The organism is Streptomyces sp. ISL-96 (assembly GCF_018614035.1).
Lineage (GTDB): Bacteria > Actinomycetota > Actinomycetes > Streptomycetales > Streptomycetaceae > Streptomyces.
Window position 1 is genome coordinate 257,616 of sequence record NZ_JAGGPA010000025.1, and the last position, 15,960, is coordinate 273,575.

The window sequence follows — 15,960 nt, forward strand, 5'->3', positions numbered from 1 at the left end:
CCCTCACGCCGGACTGGTCAACGAACCACACCGCGAAAGGTCACCCGTTCCCACCCCGAACACCCAACCGCCCCGAACACCGCAACCCAACGGACACACACCTACACGCACGAATGCAGTAATACGCAGAAAACAGCCAGCCGTTGAACACCCCCCGCCCGTGGGCGTCGGGGTGGACCGCGATGCTGTCGAGGAAGAGGTGGTCCGCCTCGGGGACCAGGACCAGGACGCCGCTCACCGGGTCGCCCGTCACGAACACCCGCCCCGCCGCGACGTTCGCGCCGTGATCGGCCTCCATCGGGACCGGCACGACGCCGATCCGTTCGATGTAGTGGTGATAGGCCGCGTCGGTCACGGCCTTCACCCTCGGTACGTCGGCGGCCGTGGCAGGGCGGATGCTCATGTCGTCGGTCATGCCGAGACGTTACGACGACCGCGCAGCACCGCCTTCTTCAGCCAGGGCCACGCCAGCAGGATCACGATCACGGCGTAAACCGTCACCGAGAAGGGGGTGTTGAAGAGCCCCGCCGCGCTGCCGTCGCTGATCTGGAGCGCGCGTCGCAGCTGCTGCTCCGCCGCCGGGCCGAGGATTACGCCGATGACCGCCGGCAGCACCGGCAGCCCGTACCGCCGCATGCCGAACCCGATCAGGCCGATGACCAGCAGGATCACCAGGTCCAGCGCCTCACCGCCCACCGCGTACGCGCCGACCGCCGCGAAGAACAGGATCCCCGCGTAGAGGTACGGGCGCGGGATGCGCAGCAGCTTCACCCAGAGCGGCGCCAGCGGCAGGTTGAGCAGGAGCAGCAGCACCATGCCGACGAAGAGCGAGGCGATCAGGCCCCACACCAGGTCCGGTTCGCGCTCGAAGAGCAGCGGGCCGGGCTGGATGCCGTACTGCTGGAACGCGGCCAGCATGACGGCGGCGACGGCCGTCGTCGGCAGGCCCAGGGTCAGCATCGAGACGAGGGTGCCGGCCGCGGAGGCAGATGCCGCCGATTCCGGGCCCGCCACGCCCTCGATGGCGCCCTTGCCGAACTCCTCCTTGTGCTTGGAGAGGCGCTTCTCGGTGACGTACGAGAGGAACGTCGGGATCTCCGCGCCGCCGGCCGGGATCGCGCCGAACGGGAAGCCGATCAGCGGGCCGCGCAGCCAGGACTTCCAGGTGCGCTTGACGTCCGCCTTGCCGAGCCACGGCCGGCCGACCGGAATCGGCTCGGCCACCGCGCGCCGCAGGTGTGCGGCGACCCACAGTGCCTCGCCGATCGCGAAGAGACCCACCGCGACGATGACGACATCGATGCCGTCGGCCAGTTGGAGCGAGCCGAAGGTCAGACGCTGCTGGCCGGTCATCTGGTCCAGGCCGACCAGGCCGATGGTGAGGCCGATGAGCAGCGACGCCGCGCCCCTGATCCGCGAGGAGCCGAGTACGGACGTCACCGCGATGAACGCCAGCACCATGATGGCGAAGTAGTCCGGCGCGCCGATGTCCACCGCCAGGGAGGCTACCGTCGGGGCCAGCGCCACCAGCAGGATCGTGCCGATCATGCCGCCCGCGAAGTGACCGATGGCGGCGGCCGCGAGCGCCTGCGCGCCGCGTCCCGCCTTCGCCATCGGGTTGCCTTCGATGGCCGCGACCACGGCGGCGCTCTCACCCGGGGTGTTGAGCAGGATCGAGGTCGTGGAGCCGCCGAACATCGCGCCGTAGTAGATGCCCGCGAACATGATGAAGGCGCCGGTGGGTTCGAGACCGTACGTCACCGGCAACAGCAGGGCCACCGCCATCGCTGGGCCGATTCCCGGCAGTACGCCGATGGCCGTGCCCAGCAGGACGCCTATCGCCGCCCAGAGCAGGTTGATCGGGGTGAGGGCCGTACCGAAGCCGTCGAGTAGGGAGTTGAGGGAGTCCATGACTCAGAGCACCTCCATCAGGGGGCCACCGGGGAGCGGGACTCCGAGCAGGTTGTTGAAGAGGAAGAAGGTGAGGAGGGAGAGGCCGGCGGCGATGAGCGGGTCGCGGTGGTAGTGGCGGCTGCCCAGCGCGTACGCCGATCCCCAGAAGAGCAGGGCCCCGGAGATGGGGAAGCCGAGCGGGTCGATGAGGACCGCGTTGGCGAGGAAGACTCCGGCGAGGAGCAGGACCGTACGCCAGTCGCTGGGCTCACTCAGGTCGATGTCCTCGCCGCCCTCGGCCTCGCCCCGGCCGCCGCGCAGGACGTCGACGGCGAGGAGTACGGCGACGAGCAGCAGGGCGATTCCGACGACGACCGGGACGGTCCTGGGGCCGACGGGGCCGCGCTGGGTGATGTCGACGTCCATGGTGAGGGCGTCGGTGAGGACGAGAACGCCGAGCAGCAACAGCAGCACGCTGACGCCGATCTCGGAGTACTCGCGCAGCCAGGAGCGGGGCGCCGGGACGGGGGTTCCGGTTTCGGTGGTCACAGCCCCAGCTCCTTCAGCACCGAGTTCACGCGCTTGTCCTGCGCGTCCAGGAAGTCGCCGAATTTGTCGCCGGTCAGGAACGCGTCGTCCCAGCCGTTCTTCTTCATCGACGCCCGCCACTCGGGCGAGTCGTGCAGTTTCTCGACGAGCGTGACGAGCTTGTCGCGCTCGGCGTCGGTGAGGCCGGGCGGTGCGACGATGCCGCGCCAGTTGGTGAAGTCCGTGTCGAGGCCCGACTCGCGCAGGGTCGGGGCGTCGAGGCCCTTCACGCGCTGGGGCCCGGTGACGGCGAGGAGCCGCAGCTCGCCCGACTTGATCTGGTCGAGGTATTCGCCGACGCCCGAGACGCCGAAGGCGACCTTGTTTCCGAGGATGGAGGCGAGCAGCTCGCCGCCGCCGTCGAAGGGGATGTAGTTGACGGACTTCGGCTCGATGCCGGCGGCCTTCGCCATCAGCATCGGGGCGAGGTGGTCGGGCCCGCCGGGTGAGGAGCCGCCGCCGACGGGGAGTTTGGCGGGTTGCTTCCTCCAGGCGGCGACGAGGTCGTCGATGGTTTTGTACGGGGAGTCCTTGCTGACGACGACGATGTCCTGCTCTTCGGTGAGCCGGGCGATCGGGGTCGTGTCACCGAGGGTCTTGGGCGACTTGTTGGTGTGTACGGCGCCGACGACGCCGAGGCCCATCGACATGGCGAGCTTGCCGTTGCCGTGCTCGCCGACGAGCCGGGTGAGGCCGACGGTGCCGCCGGCGCCCGGCAGGTTGAAGACCTCGATGTTGTGGGTGAGCCCGGCGTCCTCAGCGTTCTTCGCGGCCGTACGGGCCGTGATGTCGTAACCGCCGCCGGGCGTATTGGGAACCATGAAGCGCAGGCCGGGGATCTGCGTGCCGGTGTCGGCGCCGCTGCCTGTTGTGAGCAGCGGCGGCCCCACCAGTACCAGCAGTGCCGCCCCGAGCAGGGCGAGGGGAGTGCGCATGCGCACCTGGGCCACCACCTGTCGTTTGAACTGGGGATTCACGAAAACTTGTGAAGTGGCCCACATGTTGCCCGCGCGTTAACAAGCTGTCTCCCTTCCGCAATCAACGGACGTTGTGGTCGTTGTGGTCGAGACCTAGCCTGGCGCGGTGACCAAGGTGCTGGTGGTGGACGACGACTTCATGGTCGCCAAGCTGCACAGCCGCTGCGTGTCCGCGATGGACGGTTTCACGGTCGTCGGGGTGGCGCACAGTGGCGCCGAGGCGCTGCGCGCCGCGGAGCGGCTTCGTCCCGATCTGGTGCTGCTCGACGTGTATCTGCCCGATATGGACGGGATCAGCGTGCTGCGCGAACTGCGTGCGGCGGAGGAGCGGGGCGAGGACGGGCACACCGTGGACGCGCTGTTCATCACGGCGGCACGCGATGCGGAGATCATCAGGGCGGCGCTGCGGGCGGGCGCCCTGCACTATCTGATCAAGCCGTTCAATCAGGCGGCTCTTCAGGAGCAGCTGCGGCATGTGGCGTCGATGCGCACCCGCTTCGACGAGCTCGCCGAGCAGGGCGAGGCGCGCCAGGCGGACGTCGACCAGATCTTCGGCACCCGTCCGCCGGGCTCGCGCGAGCTCCCGAAGGGCCTCGCGGCGCACACGGCGGAGCTGGTGGAGCGCACCTTGCGCCGGCACCCGGCGGGCCTTTCCGCCACCGAGTGCGCCGAGTCCGGATCGCTGTCCCGCGTGAGCGCGCGCCGCTACCTGGAGTACTTCGCGGATACGGGCCGCGCCGAGGTGACGCTGCGGTACGGCGGGACGGGGCGCCCGGAGCGCCGCTACCGGTGGGTCGGCTGAGCGCCGCGCCCACCGAGGCTTCTGCGCTCCCCTCGTCTTCCTGAGGCCCTTCTTAGTCTCGCCTTAAAGCCAGCATAAAGATCGCCGTACACCGCCTTCAGCAGCGGTTTTCGCCGGTTCTTGGGGCTAGCGTGCTGATCGCCGGGGCGGGGTTCAGTCCGTCGGTGCCGCTGGTTTCGGGGGGCTGCGCCGCCGGACTCGATCTCCGCCCCGTACCCCCACACGCTCCCCCATCGCAAGGAGAACGTCCCGATGACCGCTCGTCGCCGTCGTACCGCAGCCTCCGTCGCCGCCCTCGGCATCGCGCCGCTCGCCCTGACCGCGCTGTCCGCCGCTCCGGCTTCCGCCCACGGTTCGATGACGGACCCGGTCTCCCGCGTGTCGGCCTGTTTCGCGGAGGGTCCGGAGAGCCCCGACTCGGCGGCGTGCAAGGCGGCGGTCGCGGCCAGTGGTGTGCAGGCGTTCTACGACTGGAACGCGGTCAACATCGCGAACGCCGCCGGGAACCACAAGCAGCTGATCCCGGACGGCAAGCTGTGCAGCGCCGGCAACGACAAGTACAAGGGCCTGGACCTGCCGCGCGCCGACTGGCCGTCGTCGAAGCTCGCCGCCGGCAAGCACACCTTCCGCTACAAGGGCACCGCCCCGCACAAGGGCTCGTTCGAGCTGTACATCACGAAGGACGGTTACGACCCGACGAAGCCGCTGAAGTGGTCGGACCTGGAAGCGAAGCCCTTCGCCGGCGTCACGGACCCGAAGATGGAGAACGGCGACTACGTCTTCGACGGCACCCTCCCGAACAAGACGGGCCGTCACCTCGTCTACAGCGTCTGGCAGCGCTCGGACAGCCCGGAGGCCTTCTACACCTGCTCCGACGTGGTCTTCGGCAAGGACACCGGCGGCTCGGGCAGCGTTCCGGCTCCGGTCGCGTCGGCGCCCACCGAGGACGAGATCGCGGACGGGGCCGGCGAGTCGACCGTGGAGCACAACGGCCATGGCGACAGCGACAACAAGACCGGCGCCGAGGCGACCGCCCCAGCCACCGGCCAGGACGACGAGACGGCGCAGGACGACGGCCAAGCGGCCGCCGAAGAGCCCGCCGCCAACGCGCCGGAGGCCAACAGCGACGCCGCGCGGCCCGTCACCGCTGCCGCCGCCGGCGAGAACCTGGCCGACACCGGTGGCAGCGGCAGCACCCGGTACCTCGCCATCGGCGGCGCCGGCGCGCTCGCGATCGGTGCCGCGGTGATGTTCGGCTCGGTCCGCCGCAAGGCCGCCCGCCGCTGACCCGAGCCGGCCCCTGAGACCGCTGCCGCCCCCACCTCGTTTCCCGGGTGGGGGCGGCAGCCCATTTCCGGCCGACCGGTTGTTACGCCGGCACTCCTCGGGCGTACCGGACACGGTTCAGCCGGCGGCTGACGCGCACGTCGTCGGGGTGGCCCGGCCCGGATCGAGGGCGTTGGCCACCTCGTGGAACGCGATCCGGTCGATCAGGCCTGTCGCCACATGCTCGGAGAGATCAATGGGGCACAGATCCTGGAGGAGTACGTTCCGTACGCCCGGACCGTCCAGGAACTGCGAGCGGTACGGGGTGACCACCTGGTCGTACCGGGTCGCGATGACCGTGTAGCGCACGCCGGGAACGGTGTCGCCGCCCTCGTTGAGCCGGGTGAGGAAAGGGGACCCGGCGATCTGATCGGCAAGACCCGGGGTCTTGGCGGTCAGCAGGTCACCGGCGCCAGGGAAGTAGGGCAGGAGCTCGGTGAGCCCGAGCAGGGTGGTTCCGTGGTTGTCGGGCGCGAGGCCGATGAGGGCGTTCACCTCGTCGGCTCCGCCGAGGAACTTGAGGTAGTGGCGCGGCATCATGCCGCCCTGGGAGTGGCCCACGAGATCGGCCTCGGCGGCGCCGGTGGTGGCGAGCACGTTGTCGACGAAGGTGTCGAGCTGGACCGCCGACTTGTCGATCGGGCCCAGGCCGTGGAAGAACGGCACGCCGGGGAGCTGCCCGTAGTCGAGGGAGAAGACGCAGTAGCCGCGCCCGACCAGGTACGGGGCGAGGCCGAGCCAGTTGTCGACGGAGTTCCCGAAGGTGCCGTGGACGAGGACGACCGGCCGGGGGTGGGCGGCGGACGGCTTGCAGGAGTAGTCGTTCCACCCGCTGGTGGGCGCGGAAGCAGCGGCGCTCGCGGCGGGGGTGAGGGTGGCCGCGATGGCCAGGAGCAGGGCGGCGGCAGGTCTGAGTGCGCGTTTCCAGGGCAGCATCGGGTGATCTCCTCGCGGCTCAAGGGGAGTTGCGATGGGGGGTGCGCCCTGTGACCCGGATCACAAAGATGGCGTGCTCACGCCAAATTACGCGCCAGTAGTCGAAGAGTGAAGTGACGCGTCGGTAAAAATTGACGGAGAGTCAATTAGTGGGTCGTGGCTGCTGGTTGAGCCAGCGATAAGCGCCGGTCGGACAGCGATCCGGGCACGACCGCCCCCGGGCCGAACTTCGCCCGCGCCCGGTCCGCCACCGCCTCGATCCGGCGCGCCTTGTCGTCCGCCGGGTCGAAGGTGAGCTGGTGCGCGGCCTGTTCCGCCGGGGTCAGCCCTTCCGCGCGCAGCGCGATGGCGCGCACCCTGGCCCGTTGCAGGCCGAGCGATGCGTAGATCCCGTACGCGGTGGCGGTGAGCGCGGCCGAGTGGGCCGTCGGCTCCGCCATGGCCCGGGTGCGGGTGGTGGTGGAACGGTCGGCGTACCGCACGGTCAGCGCCAGCGAACGGCACACCTGCCCCTCGCCGCGCAGCCTGACCCCCACCTCCTCCGAGAGGGAGAGCAGCGCGCGGCGGTGGCGGACCGGGTCCAGCTCGTCGCGGTCGAAGCGCCGTTCGGAGGCGAGTGAGCGGGAGGCCGCGTTGGGGACGACCGGCGTACGGTCGATGCCGCGCGCCCTCTCCTGGAGTTCGCGCCCCGCCCGTACGCCGACGATCCGCTGGAGGGTGGCGAGCGGTGCGGCGGCGACCTTGCCGACGGTGTCGAGACCGTACGAGCAGAGGGCACGGGCCGTCGCGGGCCCGACTCCGTACAGGGAGGCGACCGGTTTGCAGCCGAGGTACGCGGCGACGGCTTCCGGGTCGCCGGGTACGGCCAGGGTCCTCCCCGGCGGCGCGTCCCGCGCGGCGGTCCTGGCCAGCAGAGGGTTGGCGCCCACGCCGATCGTGCAGTCGACGCCGCAGTGCGCGAGCGCGCGCACCCGCAGCAGCGCGGCGAGCCCGGCAGCGTCCCGCCCGAAGTACCGCTCGGCGCCCCGGACATCGACGAGCGCGCCGTCGGGCGGCAGCGCCTGGACGGTGGGGGCGATGTCCTCGATCAGCCCGAGCAGGGTGGGGAGCGCGGCCTCGGACAGCTCGGCCCCCGCGGCATGGAAGCGTACGTAAAGGATCATCCCGCGCTCCCCGGGCTCGAATGCCACAGCTTGCGGCCGGTCGGTACGCCTTCGCCCGCGGGCTGGAGGTCGGCCCAGGGGTTCATCTCATAGCCGGTGGGGAGGTGGATGCGGCGCCCGTCGCCCTCGCCCGTCCCCGGCGCCTCCTCCACCGGCTCGGCAGGCGCCGCCAGCCGCGCCGCGACCGCGTCGAGTCCGCCCGTACGCCGCAACTCCGCCAGCTCCGCCAGGTTCCAGGCCGCCGAGCCGACCACGCTGAGGCTGCGCGGTCCGCGCCGCTGCACCACTCCGCGCACCAGCAGCAGCCAGGAGTGGAAGACGGTGTGCGCGCAGGCGGCGTGGCTGTCGTCGAAGAAGGCGAGGTCGACCAGGCCCGTACCGTCGTCGAGGGTCGTGAAGATGACCCGTCGCCCCGAGCGGACCGGAGGTGTCTGGGTGGCGGCCTTGGCGCCCGCGACCAGGACGGTCTGCCCGTGTTCGGCCATCCGCAGCCGCTTGGCGGAGGTCGCGCCCAGCTCCTTGAGGAAGGTGTAGTGGTCCGTCATCAGGTGGCGGGAGGCGTCCATGCCGAGTACGCCGAGCTCGGCGCTGAGGCGTTCCGCGTCGCTGAGGTCGGGAAGCCCGGCCGACGCGGCCTTCTGCCCCTCGCCGAAGGAGAGCTGTCCGCCGGTCGCCCCGGAGGTCCGCTGTCCCGCGCGGAGTTCGGACAGGTGGAGCAGCAGGTCGCGGCGGTTGGCGCCGAACGAGTCCAGCGCGCCCACCTGCGCGAGCCGTTCGGCGAGCGGCCGGCTCGGGTGGGCCCGCTGCCACAGGTCGAGCAGTGAGGAGTACGGCTGCCCCGCCACGATCCGCGCGGTCTCGGCCTCACTGATGCCGTAGACGTCCGCGAGCCCGAGCCGTATCCCCCACATCCCCTCGGACCCTTTAGTACCCTTCATTCCCTTTCCGCCAGACACCAGTTCGATCCGATGGGCGGCCGCGGACCGGTTCACGTCCAGCGGCAGCACCGGCACTCCGCGCCGCCGCGCGTCCGCGAGGAGCAGCCGCTTCGGGTACATGCCGGGGTCGTGCGTGAGCAGTCCGGCGTAAAAAGCGGCGGGGTGGTGCGCCTTGAGCCACGCCGACTGATACGTCGGCACGGCGAAGGCCACCGCGTGCGCCTTGCAGAAGCCGTACGAGCCGAACGCCTCGACGATCTCCCAGGTACGGGCGGTCACTTCGGGCGTGTACCCGCGCTGCCGCGTCCGCTCCGCGAACCACGCCCGGATCTGCCCCTGCGCGTCGGGATCGGACAGTCCCCGCCGCATCTGGTCCGCCTCGCCCCGGTCGCAGCCGGTCATGATCCGCAGAATCTCGATGATCTGCTCGTGGAAGACCACCACGCCGTACGTCTCGCGCAGCGCGTCCTCCAGGTCCGGGTGCGGGTAGCGGGCGGGCGCGCGGCCGTGCCTGGCCTCGATGAAGGGCCGCACCATGTCGGCGGCGACGGGCCCCGGCCTGAAGAGCGAGATGTCGACGACCAGATCGCCGAAAGTCGCGGGCTGGAGCCTGCCGACCAGATCACGCTGGCCCGGCGACTCGATCTGGAAGCAGCCGAGCGTCTCGGTGGAGCGGATCAGGTCGTACGTCGCCGGGTCGCCCTGCGGCACCTGCTTCGGGTCGTCGAGGTCGAGCGTCACGTCCGCCGCGCGTCGCAGCTCCGCGACGGCGTGTGCCATGGCCGACTGCATCCGTACGCCCAGCACGTCGAGCTTGAGCAGCCCGAGCTCCTCCACGTCGTCCTTGTCGAACTGGGACATGGGGAAGCCCTCGCCGCTGGTGGGCATGACGGGCGTACGCCGCAAAAGCGAGGCGTCGGAGAGCAGCACGCCGCACGGGTGCATGGCGATTCCGCGCGGCAGCGCGTCGAGCGCCTCGACGAGCTCCCACATCCGCCCGTGCCGGCTCTGCTCGGCAGCCACCTCGCGCAGCTCCGGCAGCTCCTCCATCGCGGCGCGGGCGTCGCGCGCCCGGATGTGGGGGAACGCCTTGGCGATACGGTCCACCTCGGCCGGGTCCATGGACAGTGCGGCGCCCACGTCCCGTACGGCATGACGCACCCGGTACGTCTCGGGCATGGCGACGGTAGCGACCCGCTCGGCGCCGAAGCGGCCGATGATCGCGCGGTAGACCTCCAGGCGGCGGGCGGACTCGACGTCGATGTCGATGTCGGGCAGTACGGACCGCCGTTTGGAGAGGAAGCGTTCCATCAGGAGGTGGTGCTCGACGGGGTCGGCGTGGGCGATCCCGATGAGGTGGTTGACGAGGGAGCCCGCGCCGGACCCGCGCGCGGCAACCCGGATCCCCATCCTCTTCACGTCGTCGACGACCCCGGCGACGGTCAGGAAGTAGGAGGCGAATCCGTGGTGGGCGATGATGTCGAGCTCGTGGTGCATCCGCTGCCAGTACTCGCGGGCGCGCGGCCCGCGGTCGTATCCGCGCAGCACCATGCCCGCCGCGGCCCGTGACTCCAGTACGCGCTGCGCGGTGCGGCGGCCGGCGCCGACGAGGTGCGGCTCGGGGAAGTGGACGGTGCCGAGCCCGAGGTCGTCCTCGGGGTCGACGCGGCAGGCGGCGGCGGTCTCCTCGGTCAGGGCGAGCAGCCGGTGAGCGGCTCCCTGCCGGAACCCGGCGGCCTCCGCGACCAGCTCGGCGATCCGCGCCATCTCGTCCGCACTCTTGAGTGAACGCTCACCGCTGTCGAGGGGCCCGCGCGGGTCGATGGGTACGAGCCTGCGGGCGGCGTCGAGTACGTCGGCGACCGGCCCGAGCCCGGGATCGGCGTACCGCACGGCATTGGTAAGCACGGGCGGGACACCCTGTTCGGCGGCGAGGCCGAGGGTGCGGGCGGCGAGCCGCAGCGAGCCGGGACCTGTGCCCGTAAGCCCGTGATGGACGACTTCGAGGCGCAGGGCGTCGCCGTAGATCTCACGCCAGGGCGCGAGGAGAGTGGCGGCGCGGTCGGGGCGGCCGGCGGCCAGTGCCCGGCCTACGTCGGAGCCGGGGCCGAGCAGGACGGTGAGTCCGTCGCCGTGATTCCGCTCCCAGTCGAGGACGGGGTTACGTCCGCCGCCCTCGTGGGCGGCGCTGATGAGCCGGCAGAGATCGGCCCATCCAACGGCGCCGTCGCGGGCGAGGAAGGTGGCACGGGGTGCGGACTCGTCGACGAACGCTCCGCCGCGCACCGGCGTGCGCTGCCGCTGCGTACGCCCTTCTGCGCGGCCTTCTTCGCGGGTACGCTCGCCCGGCGTCAGCGCCAGCTCCGCGCCGAAGAGCGGTCGTACGCCCGCCTTGGCGCAGGCCTTGGCGAAGCGGACCGTACCGGCGACGGTGTCCCGGTCGGTGAGGGCGAGGGCGTCCATGCCGTGCTCGGCGGCACGCTCGGCCAGCCGCTCGGGGTGAGAGGCGCCGTAACGCAGAGAGAACCCCGAAACGGTGTGCAGATGCGTGAACGCGGGCATCGCACCTCCTGAGTCCCCTGAATCAATCCTGCTCTCACCTCCCCCATCTCCACCATAGACCAAGTTTCGAACGTGCGTGCGATACCCGTGGCCTCAGCCATTCGGCCCGGCCCCACCTGCGCAAACGCCGTGGGCCACGGAGCGTGGGGGCATGACTTTCGTGGACGAGGTGAAGAACGCCGTCACGCCACGGGCCGCGCTGCTCGTCATCGGCGTACTGGCGTTGCAGCTGTTGTTCATCGCGTCCTATGTGGGAGCGCTGCACAATCCGAAGCCGAGGGACGTTCCCTTCGCCGTCGTCGCGCCCGGGCAGTCCGCCGCGCGGCTCGTCGAGCAGCTCCGGAGCCTGCCCGGCGAGCCGCTGGACCCCCGCGCGCTCCCGGACGAGGCGACGGCCCGGCGGCAGATCTTGAACCGGGACATCGACGGCGCCCTGATCGTCGACCCGGCCTCGAAGACCGACACCCTGCTGGTCGCCTCCGGCGGAGGCACGGTGCTGTCGTCGGCCCTGACCACGCTCACCACAAGGGTCGAGGCGTCCCAGCAGCGGGAGGTACGCACCGTCGACGTGGCCCCGGCGTCCCCCGCGGACTTCGACGGCCTCTCCGCCTTCTACCTGGTGGTGGGGTGGTGCGTAGGCGGCTACCTCTGTGCCTCGATCCTGGCGATCAGCGCAGGCTCCCGGCCCGCGAACAGGCAGCGCGCCGTGATCAGGCTCGGCGTGATGGCGCTGTACTCGATCGCGGGCGGGATCGGCGGCGCGATCATCGTCGGCCCGATTCTCGGCGCCCTGCCGGGCAGCGTCATGGCGCTGTGGGGCCTGGGGGCGCTGGTGGTCTTCGCGGTCGGCGCGATCACACTCGCGCTCCAGGCGCTCACCGGCATCGTGGGCATCGGCCTGGCGGTGCTGCTGGTGGTGATCGCGGGCAACCCGAGCGCGGGCGGCGCGTTTCCGCTGCCGATGCTGCCGCCCTTCTGGGAGGCGATCGGCCCGGCCCTGCCGCCGGGCGCGGGCACATGGGTGGCCCGCTCGATCGCGTACTTCAAGGGCAATGCGATCACCGGACCACTCCTGGTACTCGCCGCCTGGGCAGTCGCGGGCGCGGCCATCACCCTGGCCATGGCATCCCTGCGCCGCACACCGGACACGTCCGACTCCCACCCGGCCGAATCCAGCCCGTCCGGCGTTTGAGGACCGGGGTGCGGGGCGGAGCCCCGAAGGATGCGGTGCAGCCGCGAAAGGCCCCGTCCGGTGCGCACGCACGCGCACCGGACGGGGCCGCCGGTCAGCCGACCGGGCCAGGACCAGGGGCCAGGGCCCCAGAAGGTCAGCCGATTTCCGCGCCCAGCGCGGCCAGCGCCGCCGGCACCGGCTGGAAGAACGTCTCGCCGCCCGACGTGCAGTCGCCACTGCCGCCCGACGTGAGTCCGATCGCCGCGTCGCCCGCGAAGAGCGAGCCGCCACTGTCACCGGGCTCGGCGCAGACCGTGGTCTGGATGAGCCCGTTCACGATGTCGCCGTTGCCGTAGTTGACGGTCGCGTCGAGCGCGGTGACCTCACCGTCGCTCACCTGCGTGGTGGACCCGCTGCGCGTCACCGCCATGCCGACGGTCGCCTCGGCCGCCTGGGTGATCGGCTGCGTACTGCCGTTGTAGAGGTTGACCTCGCTCGGGTGCTCGACCCCGTCGTCGTACTTCACGAGCGCGAAGTCGTTGCCGGGGAAGGTGGACGCGGCCATCGTGCCGAGCGAGCCACCCGTGGAGTCTGTCCACTGGCTGCCGGCCTGCCCGCAGTGACCCGCCGTGATGAAGTGCGGGGCGCCGTCCTTGACGACGTTGAAGCCGAGCGAACACCGCCCGCCGCCATTGAGAATCGCGTCGCCACCGGCGATCAGCGGCTTGAACTCCCCGGCCGACTTCTTCAGTTCGGCCTTCCCGCCCATCGCCCCGACGACCTTCTCCAGCTTCGCCCACGCGGCGCCCTTGACCGTACGGTCGGCCGTCACGACGACCTTGTTCGTCACCGGGTCGGTGGCCCACGCGGTGCCGGGGATGGTGGCCTTGTCGGTCAGGGTGCTCCGTACGGCCGTCAGTTCCGCCAGCGAGTTCTCTACGATTCTGGCCTTGCCGCCCGCCTTCCGTACGCCCTGGGCCGCCGCCTCGTCCACGACATTGACCACGAGCGCCTTGGACTCGCTGTCGTAGTACGCCCCGGCAGCGTCACCGCCCAGGACCGAGTTGAGGTCCGAGGCAAGCTTCCCTGCCCCCGTGGCCGACAGCGTCTTGACGGTGTACTGAGGGGTTTCCTCGCTGGCGTTCGCAGTCTGGAGGGTAACTCCCGCTGCTACCAAGGCCGCGATGCCGGCTCCGGCAATTGCCACACGCCGCTTGGGTATGCGTCGGTGCTTCACGTAATGACCTCCTGTGGGGGGTTCGGACCCGCGAGGTGGGGGGCAGGTCCGGAGTACGCCCACTATTCCGATGATGATCGGTAGCACACAAGGTCGACTTCAGGACGCGCACACGACAACCTCTATGCGCTCCCCGGGTCTTTACAAGCCGGTCACCGCCTGCACGCGTCACGTTCGCGAACACCGCCTGCGACCACCCGGACAGCAGCGGGTGAGGACTAGTCCTGTCCGGTACTCGCCCCTCGCGGACCGGATTCCGTCAACATCCGCTGCGAGGCGGCCGGTTGGAGGAACTCTGGGGATGGCCACACAACGGTGAGTCCCCGTCCGGTCGTCCGGACGGGGACTCACCTGCTGCTGGCCGCAGTCTTCGGACTCAGTAGACGCTGACGCCGTACGCGCTCAGCGCTTCGGTGACCGGCTGGAAGAAGGTCGTACCGCCGGAGGAGCAGTTGCCGCTGCCGCCCGAGGTCAGACCGATGGCGCGGGTGCCGGAGTAGAGCGGGCCGCCGCTGTCGCCGGGCTCGGCGCAGACGTTGGTGCGGATCATGCCGTAGACGATGTCGCCGCCGCCGTAGTTCACCGTGGCGTTGAGGCCGGTGACGGAACCGCTGTGGGTGCCGGTGGTCGAGCCGCGACGGGTGACGGACATGCCGACGGTGGCGTTGGCCGCGCTGGTGATGTCCTGGTTGCCGACGGTGCCGGGGTGCGCGAGCGAGGTGTTGGCGTACCGCACCAGGCCGTAGTCGTTGCCCGGGAAGCTGGATCCGGCCGTGGGGCCGATGCTCGTGGTGCGGGAGGAGTTGGTGTACCAGGGCGGGTTGCCGTCGGTGCAGTGGCCGGCGGTCACGAAGAAGTACGTACCCGCGCTGTTGCGGACGTTGAAGCCCGCCGAGCAGCGCCAGCTGGTGGCGTAGATCGCGTCGCCGCCGGCGAGAAGCTTGGAGAACTTGCCGGGGGTGCGCTCGACGCGGATGGCGCCTGCGTTCGTCCCGGCTTCGCGCTTGATCTTGGCGATCTCGGCGGCGGAGACGGTGCTGTCGGCCGTGACGACCAGCGCGTTCGTCGCCTTGTCGATGTGCCAGGCGGTGCCGGGGACATCGGCCTCGAGGACCGCGTCACTCGCGGAGGTGAGCTGGTTGGCGCTGTACGTACTGGCCGTGTCGGCACTGGCGCTCGGTACGGTGAGTGCGGCCGCGGCGACGAGTCCTGCCGTGATGGCTATGAGGCGGGATCGTCTCGCTGTGCCGCTGCGGGGGGTGGTGCGCTTGATCCTCACGTTTCGTTCCTCCCAAGGGGAAGTTAGGGGGCCCACTCGTGGGGTGAGACGGGCCCGTGAGGCGCAGTCAGTGAACCGGACCGGTCACGGTCCGGATTCCGGACAGGTCGTGCCCCTGACAAGCGCTCCTCGGGAGTATTCGTGGCGCCAACTGCCCGCGCAAGGGCGCCTTTCGGCCGACGGTCCCGGACGCGACAGCCGGGACGGGCCGGGCCGGTTCCAGTTCCGACGGGTCAGCGGCCGCCCGCCGGCGACAGCCGCCGCTCCCCCGCCGGAACGGGAACCGAAAGGGTGTTGCCCGGCGGCGGGAACGGGCAGATGAAGTGGTCGGCGAAGGCGCACGGCGGCAGCAGGGCCCGGTTGAAGTCGACGGCCACCGTGCCGTCGGCCGCCGGCGCGGGCGGCCGCAGGAAGCGGAAGCGGTACGTACTGTCCGGGCTGGTCGCGTCGGAGAAAACCGCCCAGAGGGAGCCGTCGTCCTCGACAGCGACCTGGAGCGTGTGCTCGGCGCCGTCGATGTCGAACGCGATCTCCCCGGCGAGGCCGAGCCCGCGCTCGCGCCCGTCCGCGTTCTCGACCTGGATGGTGGTGCGCCCTTCGCCGTACGGACGGAAGCGGCCCGCCAGCACCCATTCCGGGTCGTACGGCGTCACTTCCATTCCCGCGAAAGCACGCCGCGCCGGCGACTCGGGGTCGAAGACCCGGACCGCCCACAGTCCTTCCCGGCGCAGCACGACCAGCCGCCGCCCGGCGGCCTCGACGCGGGACTCCGGGATGGGCCCGGTGTCCGCGCTCAGCCCGGCCTCGCCGGTCAGCGGCTCCCCGTCGACAGTGATCCGGTCCTCGGGCGAGGCGGCCAGAACCACCTCGTCACCGTCGGCCGTCCACTGGCCCGGCACCTCCGGAATTCGACCTTCCGGGTAGTCGGAGAGCCAGTGGGTGCCGGTGAGCGAGAGCGGACCGTACGGCGCCAGGACCGTCTCGGTGCGCTGCTCGTGCCAGTGCTGCCAGTCCTGCTGAGGATCTGTGCTCATGCGCGCAACCTTTCCACACGGGCGCTACGGGCACGGGAAGCCCAAGGTGCT

At 71.0% G+C, this 15,960-nt stretch carries 13 protein-coding genes; 3 read left to right on the plus strand and 10 right to left on the minus strand.

What is annotated here, in order from left to right; genetic code table 11:
• Positions 1–40: 40 nt before the first annotated feature.
• The 4 genes from J7E96_RS17780 to J7E96_RS17795 are packed head-to-tail and all read right to left on the minus strand — an operon-like array spanning position 41 to position 3,422.
• On the minus strand, positions 41–415 hold the full coding sequence (locus J7E96_RS17780; protein ID WP_251070027.1) for a GNAT family N-acetyltransferase: 375 nt from the start codon (positions 413–415) through the stop codon (positions 41–43).
• Positions 412–1,911 carry a tripartite tricarboxylate transporter permease gene (locus J7E96_RS17785; protein WP_215132603.1) on the minus strand — a complete coding sequence of 500 codons (1,500 nt, stop codon included), beginning with the start codon at positions 1,909–1,911 and terminating at the stop codon, positions 412–414. Before J7E96_RS17785 ends, J7E96_RS17780 begins: the two co-directional genes overlap by 4 nt.
• A 3-nt stretch (positions 1,912–1,914) precedes the next feature.
• Positions 1,915–2,442: a tripartite tricarboxylate transporter TctB family protein gene (locus tag J7E96_RS17790; RefSeq protein ID WP_215132604.1), complete on the minus strand. Its 528-nt coding sequence runs from the start codon at positions 2,440–2,442 to the stop codon at positions 1,915–1,917.
• Positions 2,439–3,422, minus strand: coding sequence for a tripartite tricarboxylate transporter substrate binding protein (locus tag J7E96_RS17795; protein ID WP_215132672.1), 984 nt, complete (start codon positions 3,420–3,422; stop codon positions 2,439–2,441). Before J7E96_RS17795 ends, J7E96_RS17790 begins: the two co-directional genes overlap by 4 nt.
• 142 nt (positions 3,423–3,564) lie before the next feature.
• On the opposite strand from J7E96_RS17795, the gene J7E96_RS17800 reads away from it, so the two are divergent.
• Positions 3,565–4,260 (plus strand): response regulator, encoded by a 696-nt coding sequence (locus tag J7E96_RS17800; RefSeq protein ID WP_215132605.1) that lies wholly within the window; start codon positions 3,565–3,567, stop codon positions 4,258–4,260.
• A gap of 252 nt (positions 4,261–4,512) precedes the next feature.
• Positions 4,513–5,547 (plus strand): lytic polysaccharide monooxygenase, encoded by a 1,035-nt coding sequence (locus tag J7E96_RS17805; RefSeq protein WP_215132606.1) that lies wholly within the window; start codon positions 4,513–4,515, stop codon positions 5,545–5,547.
• Between the two features lie 117 nt (positions 5,548–5,664).
• On the opposite strand, the gene J7E96_RS17810 is transcribed toward J7E96_RS17805, so the two are convergent.
• The 3 genes from J7E96_RS17810 to J7E96_RS17820 form a co-directional block, all read right to left on the minus strand.
• Positions 5,665–6,522, minus strand: coding sequence for a triacylglycerol lipase (locus J7E96_RS17810; RefSeq protein WP_215132607.1), 858 nt, complete (start codon positions 6,520–6,522; stop codon positions 5,665–5,667).
• Positions 6,523–6,668: 146 nt separating this feature from the next.
• Entirely contained in the window at positions 6,669–7,685 is a 1,017-nt protein-coding gene (locus J7E96_RS17815; RefSeq protein WP_215132608.1) for a helix-hairpin-helix domain-containing protein, read from the minus strand.
• On the minus strand, positions 7,682–11,185 hold the full coding sequence (locus J7E96_RS17820; RefSeq protein WP_215132609.1) for a DNA polymerase III subunit alpha: 3,504 nt from the start codon (positions 11,183–11,185) through the stop codon (positions 7,682–7,684). The genes J7E96_RS17815 and J7E96_RS17820 overlap by 4 nt, the downstream gene beginning before the upstream one ends.
• Positions 11,186–11,336: 151 nt before the next feature.
• Here J7E96_RS17820 and J7E96_RS17825 point away from each other — a divergent pair, with 151 nt between their 5' ends.
• Positions 11,337–12,377, plus strand: coding sequence for a DUF3533 domain-containing protein (locus J7E96_RS17825; RefSeq protein ID WP_215132610.1), 1,041 nt, complete (start codon positions 11,337–11,339; stop codon positions 12,375–12,377).
• Positions 12,378–12,513: 136 nt separating this feature from the next.
• Here the strand turns inward: J7E96_RS17825 and J7E96_RS17830 are convergent, their stop codons facing one another.
• From J7E96_RS17830 to J7E96_RS17840, 3 genes are all read right to left on the minus strand, one after another.
• Positions 12,514–13,596, minus strand: coding sequence for a S1 family peptidase (locus J7E96_RS17830; RefSeq protein WP_215132611.1), 1,083 nt, complete (start codon positions 13,594–13,596; stop codon positions 12,514–12,516).
• Positions 13,597–13,972: 376 nt separating this feature from the next.
• A complete protein-coding gene (locus J7E96_RS17835; protein ID WP_215132612.1) occupies positions 13,973–14,875 on the minus strand; it encodes a S1 family peptidase in 903 nt (300 codons plus the stop codon).
• Positions 14,876–15,108: 233 nt separating this feature from the next.
• On the minus strand, positions 15,109–15,909 hold the full coding sequence (locus J7E96_RS17840) for a DUF1684 domain-containing protein (protein ID WP_215132613.1): 801 nt from the start codon (positions 15,907–15,909) through the stop codon (positions 15,109–15,111).
• Positions 15,910–15,960 lie beyond the last annotated feature (51 nt).

Bases quoted from the DNA above. Each gene is read 5' to 3' on its own strand.
- J7E96_RS17780 (WP_251070027.1), bottom strand. From the start codon at position 415: ATGACCGACGACATGAGCATCCGCCCTGCCACGGCCGCCGACGTACCG.
- J7E96_RS17785 (WP_215132603.1), bottom strand. From the start codon at position 1,911: ATGGACTCCCTCAACTCCCTACTCGACGGCTTCGGTACGGCCCTCACC.
- J7E96_RS17805 (WP_215132606.1), top strand. From the start codon at position 4,513: ATGACCGCTCGTCGCCGTCGTACCGCAGCCTCCGTCGCCGCCCTCGGC.
- J7E96_RS17810 (WP_215132607.1), bottom strand. From the start codon at position 6,522: ATGCTGCCCTGGAAACGCGCACTCAGACCTGCCGCCGCCCTGCTCCTG.
- J7E96_RS17815 (WP_215132608.1), bottom strand. From the start codon at position 7,685: ATGATCCTTTACGTACGCTTCCATGCCGCGGGGGCCGAGCTGTCCGAG.
- J7E96_RS17820 (WP_215132609.1), bottom strand. From the start codon at position 11,185: ATGCCCGCGTTCACGCATCTGCACACCGTTTCGGGGTTCTCTCTGCGT.
- J7E96_RS17825 (WP_215132610.1), top strand. From the start codon at position 11,337: ATGACTTTCGTGGACGAGGTGAAGAACGCCGTCACGCCACGGGCCGCG.
- J7E96_RS17840 (WP_215132613.1), bottom strand. From the start codon at position 15,909: ATGAGCACAGATCCTCAGCAGGACTGGCAGCACTGGCACGAGCAGCGC.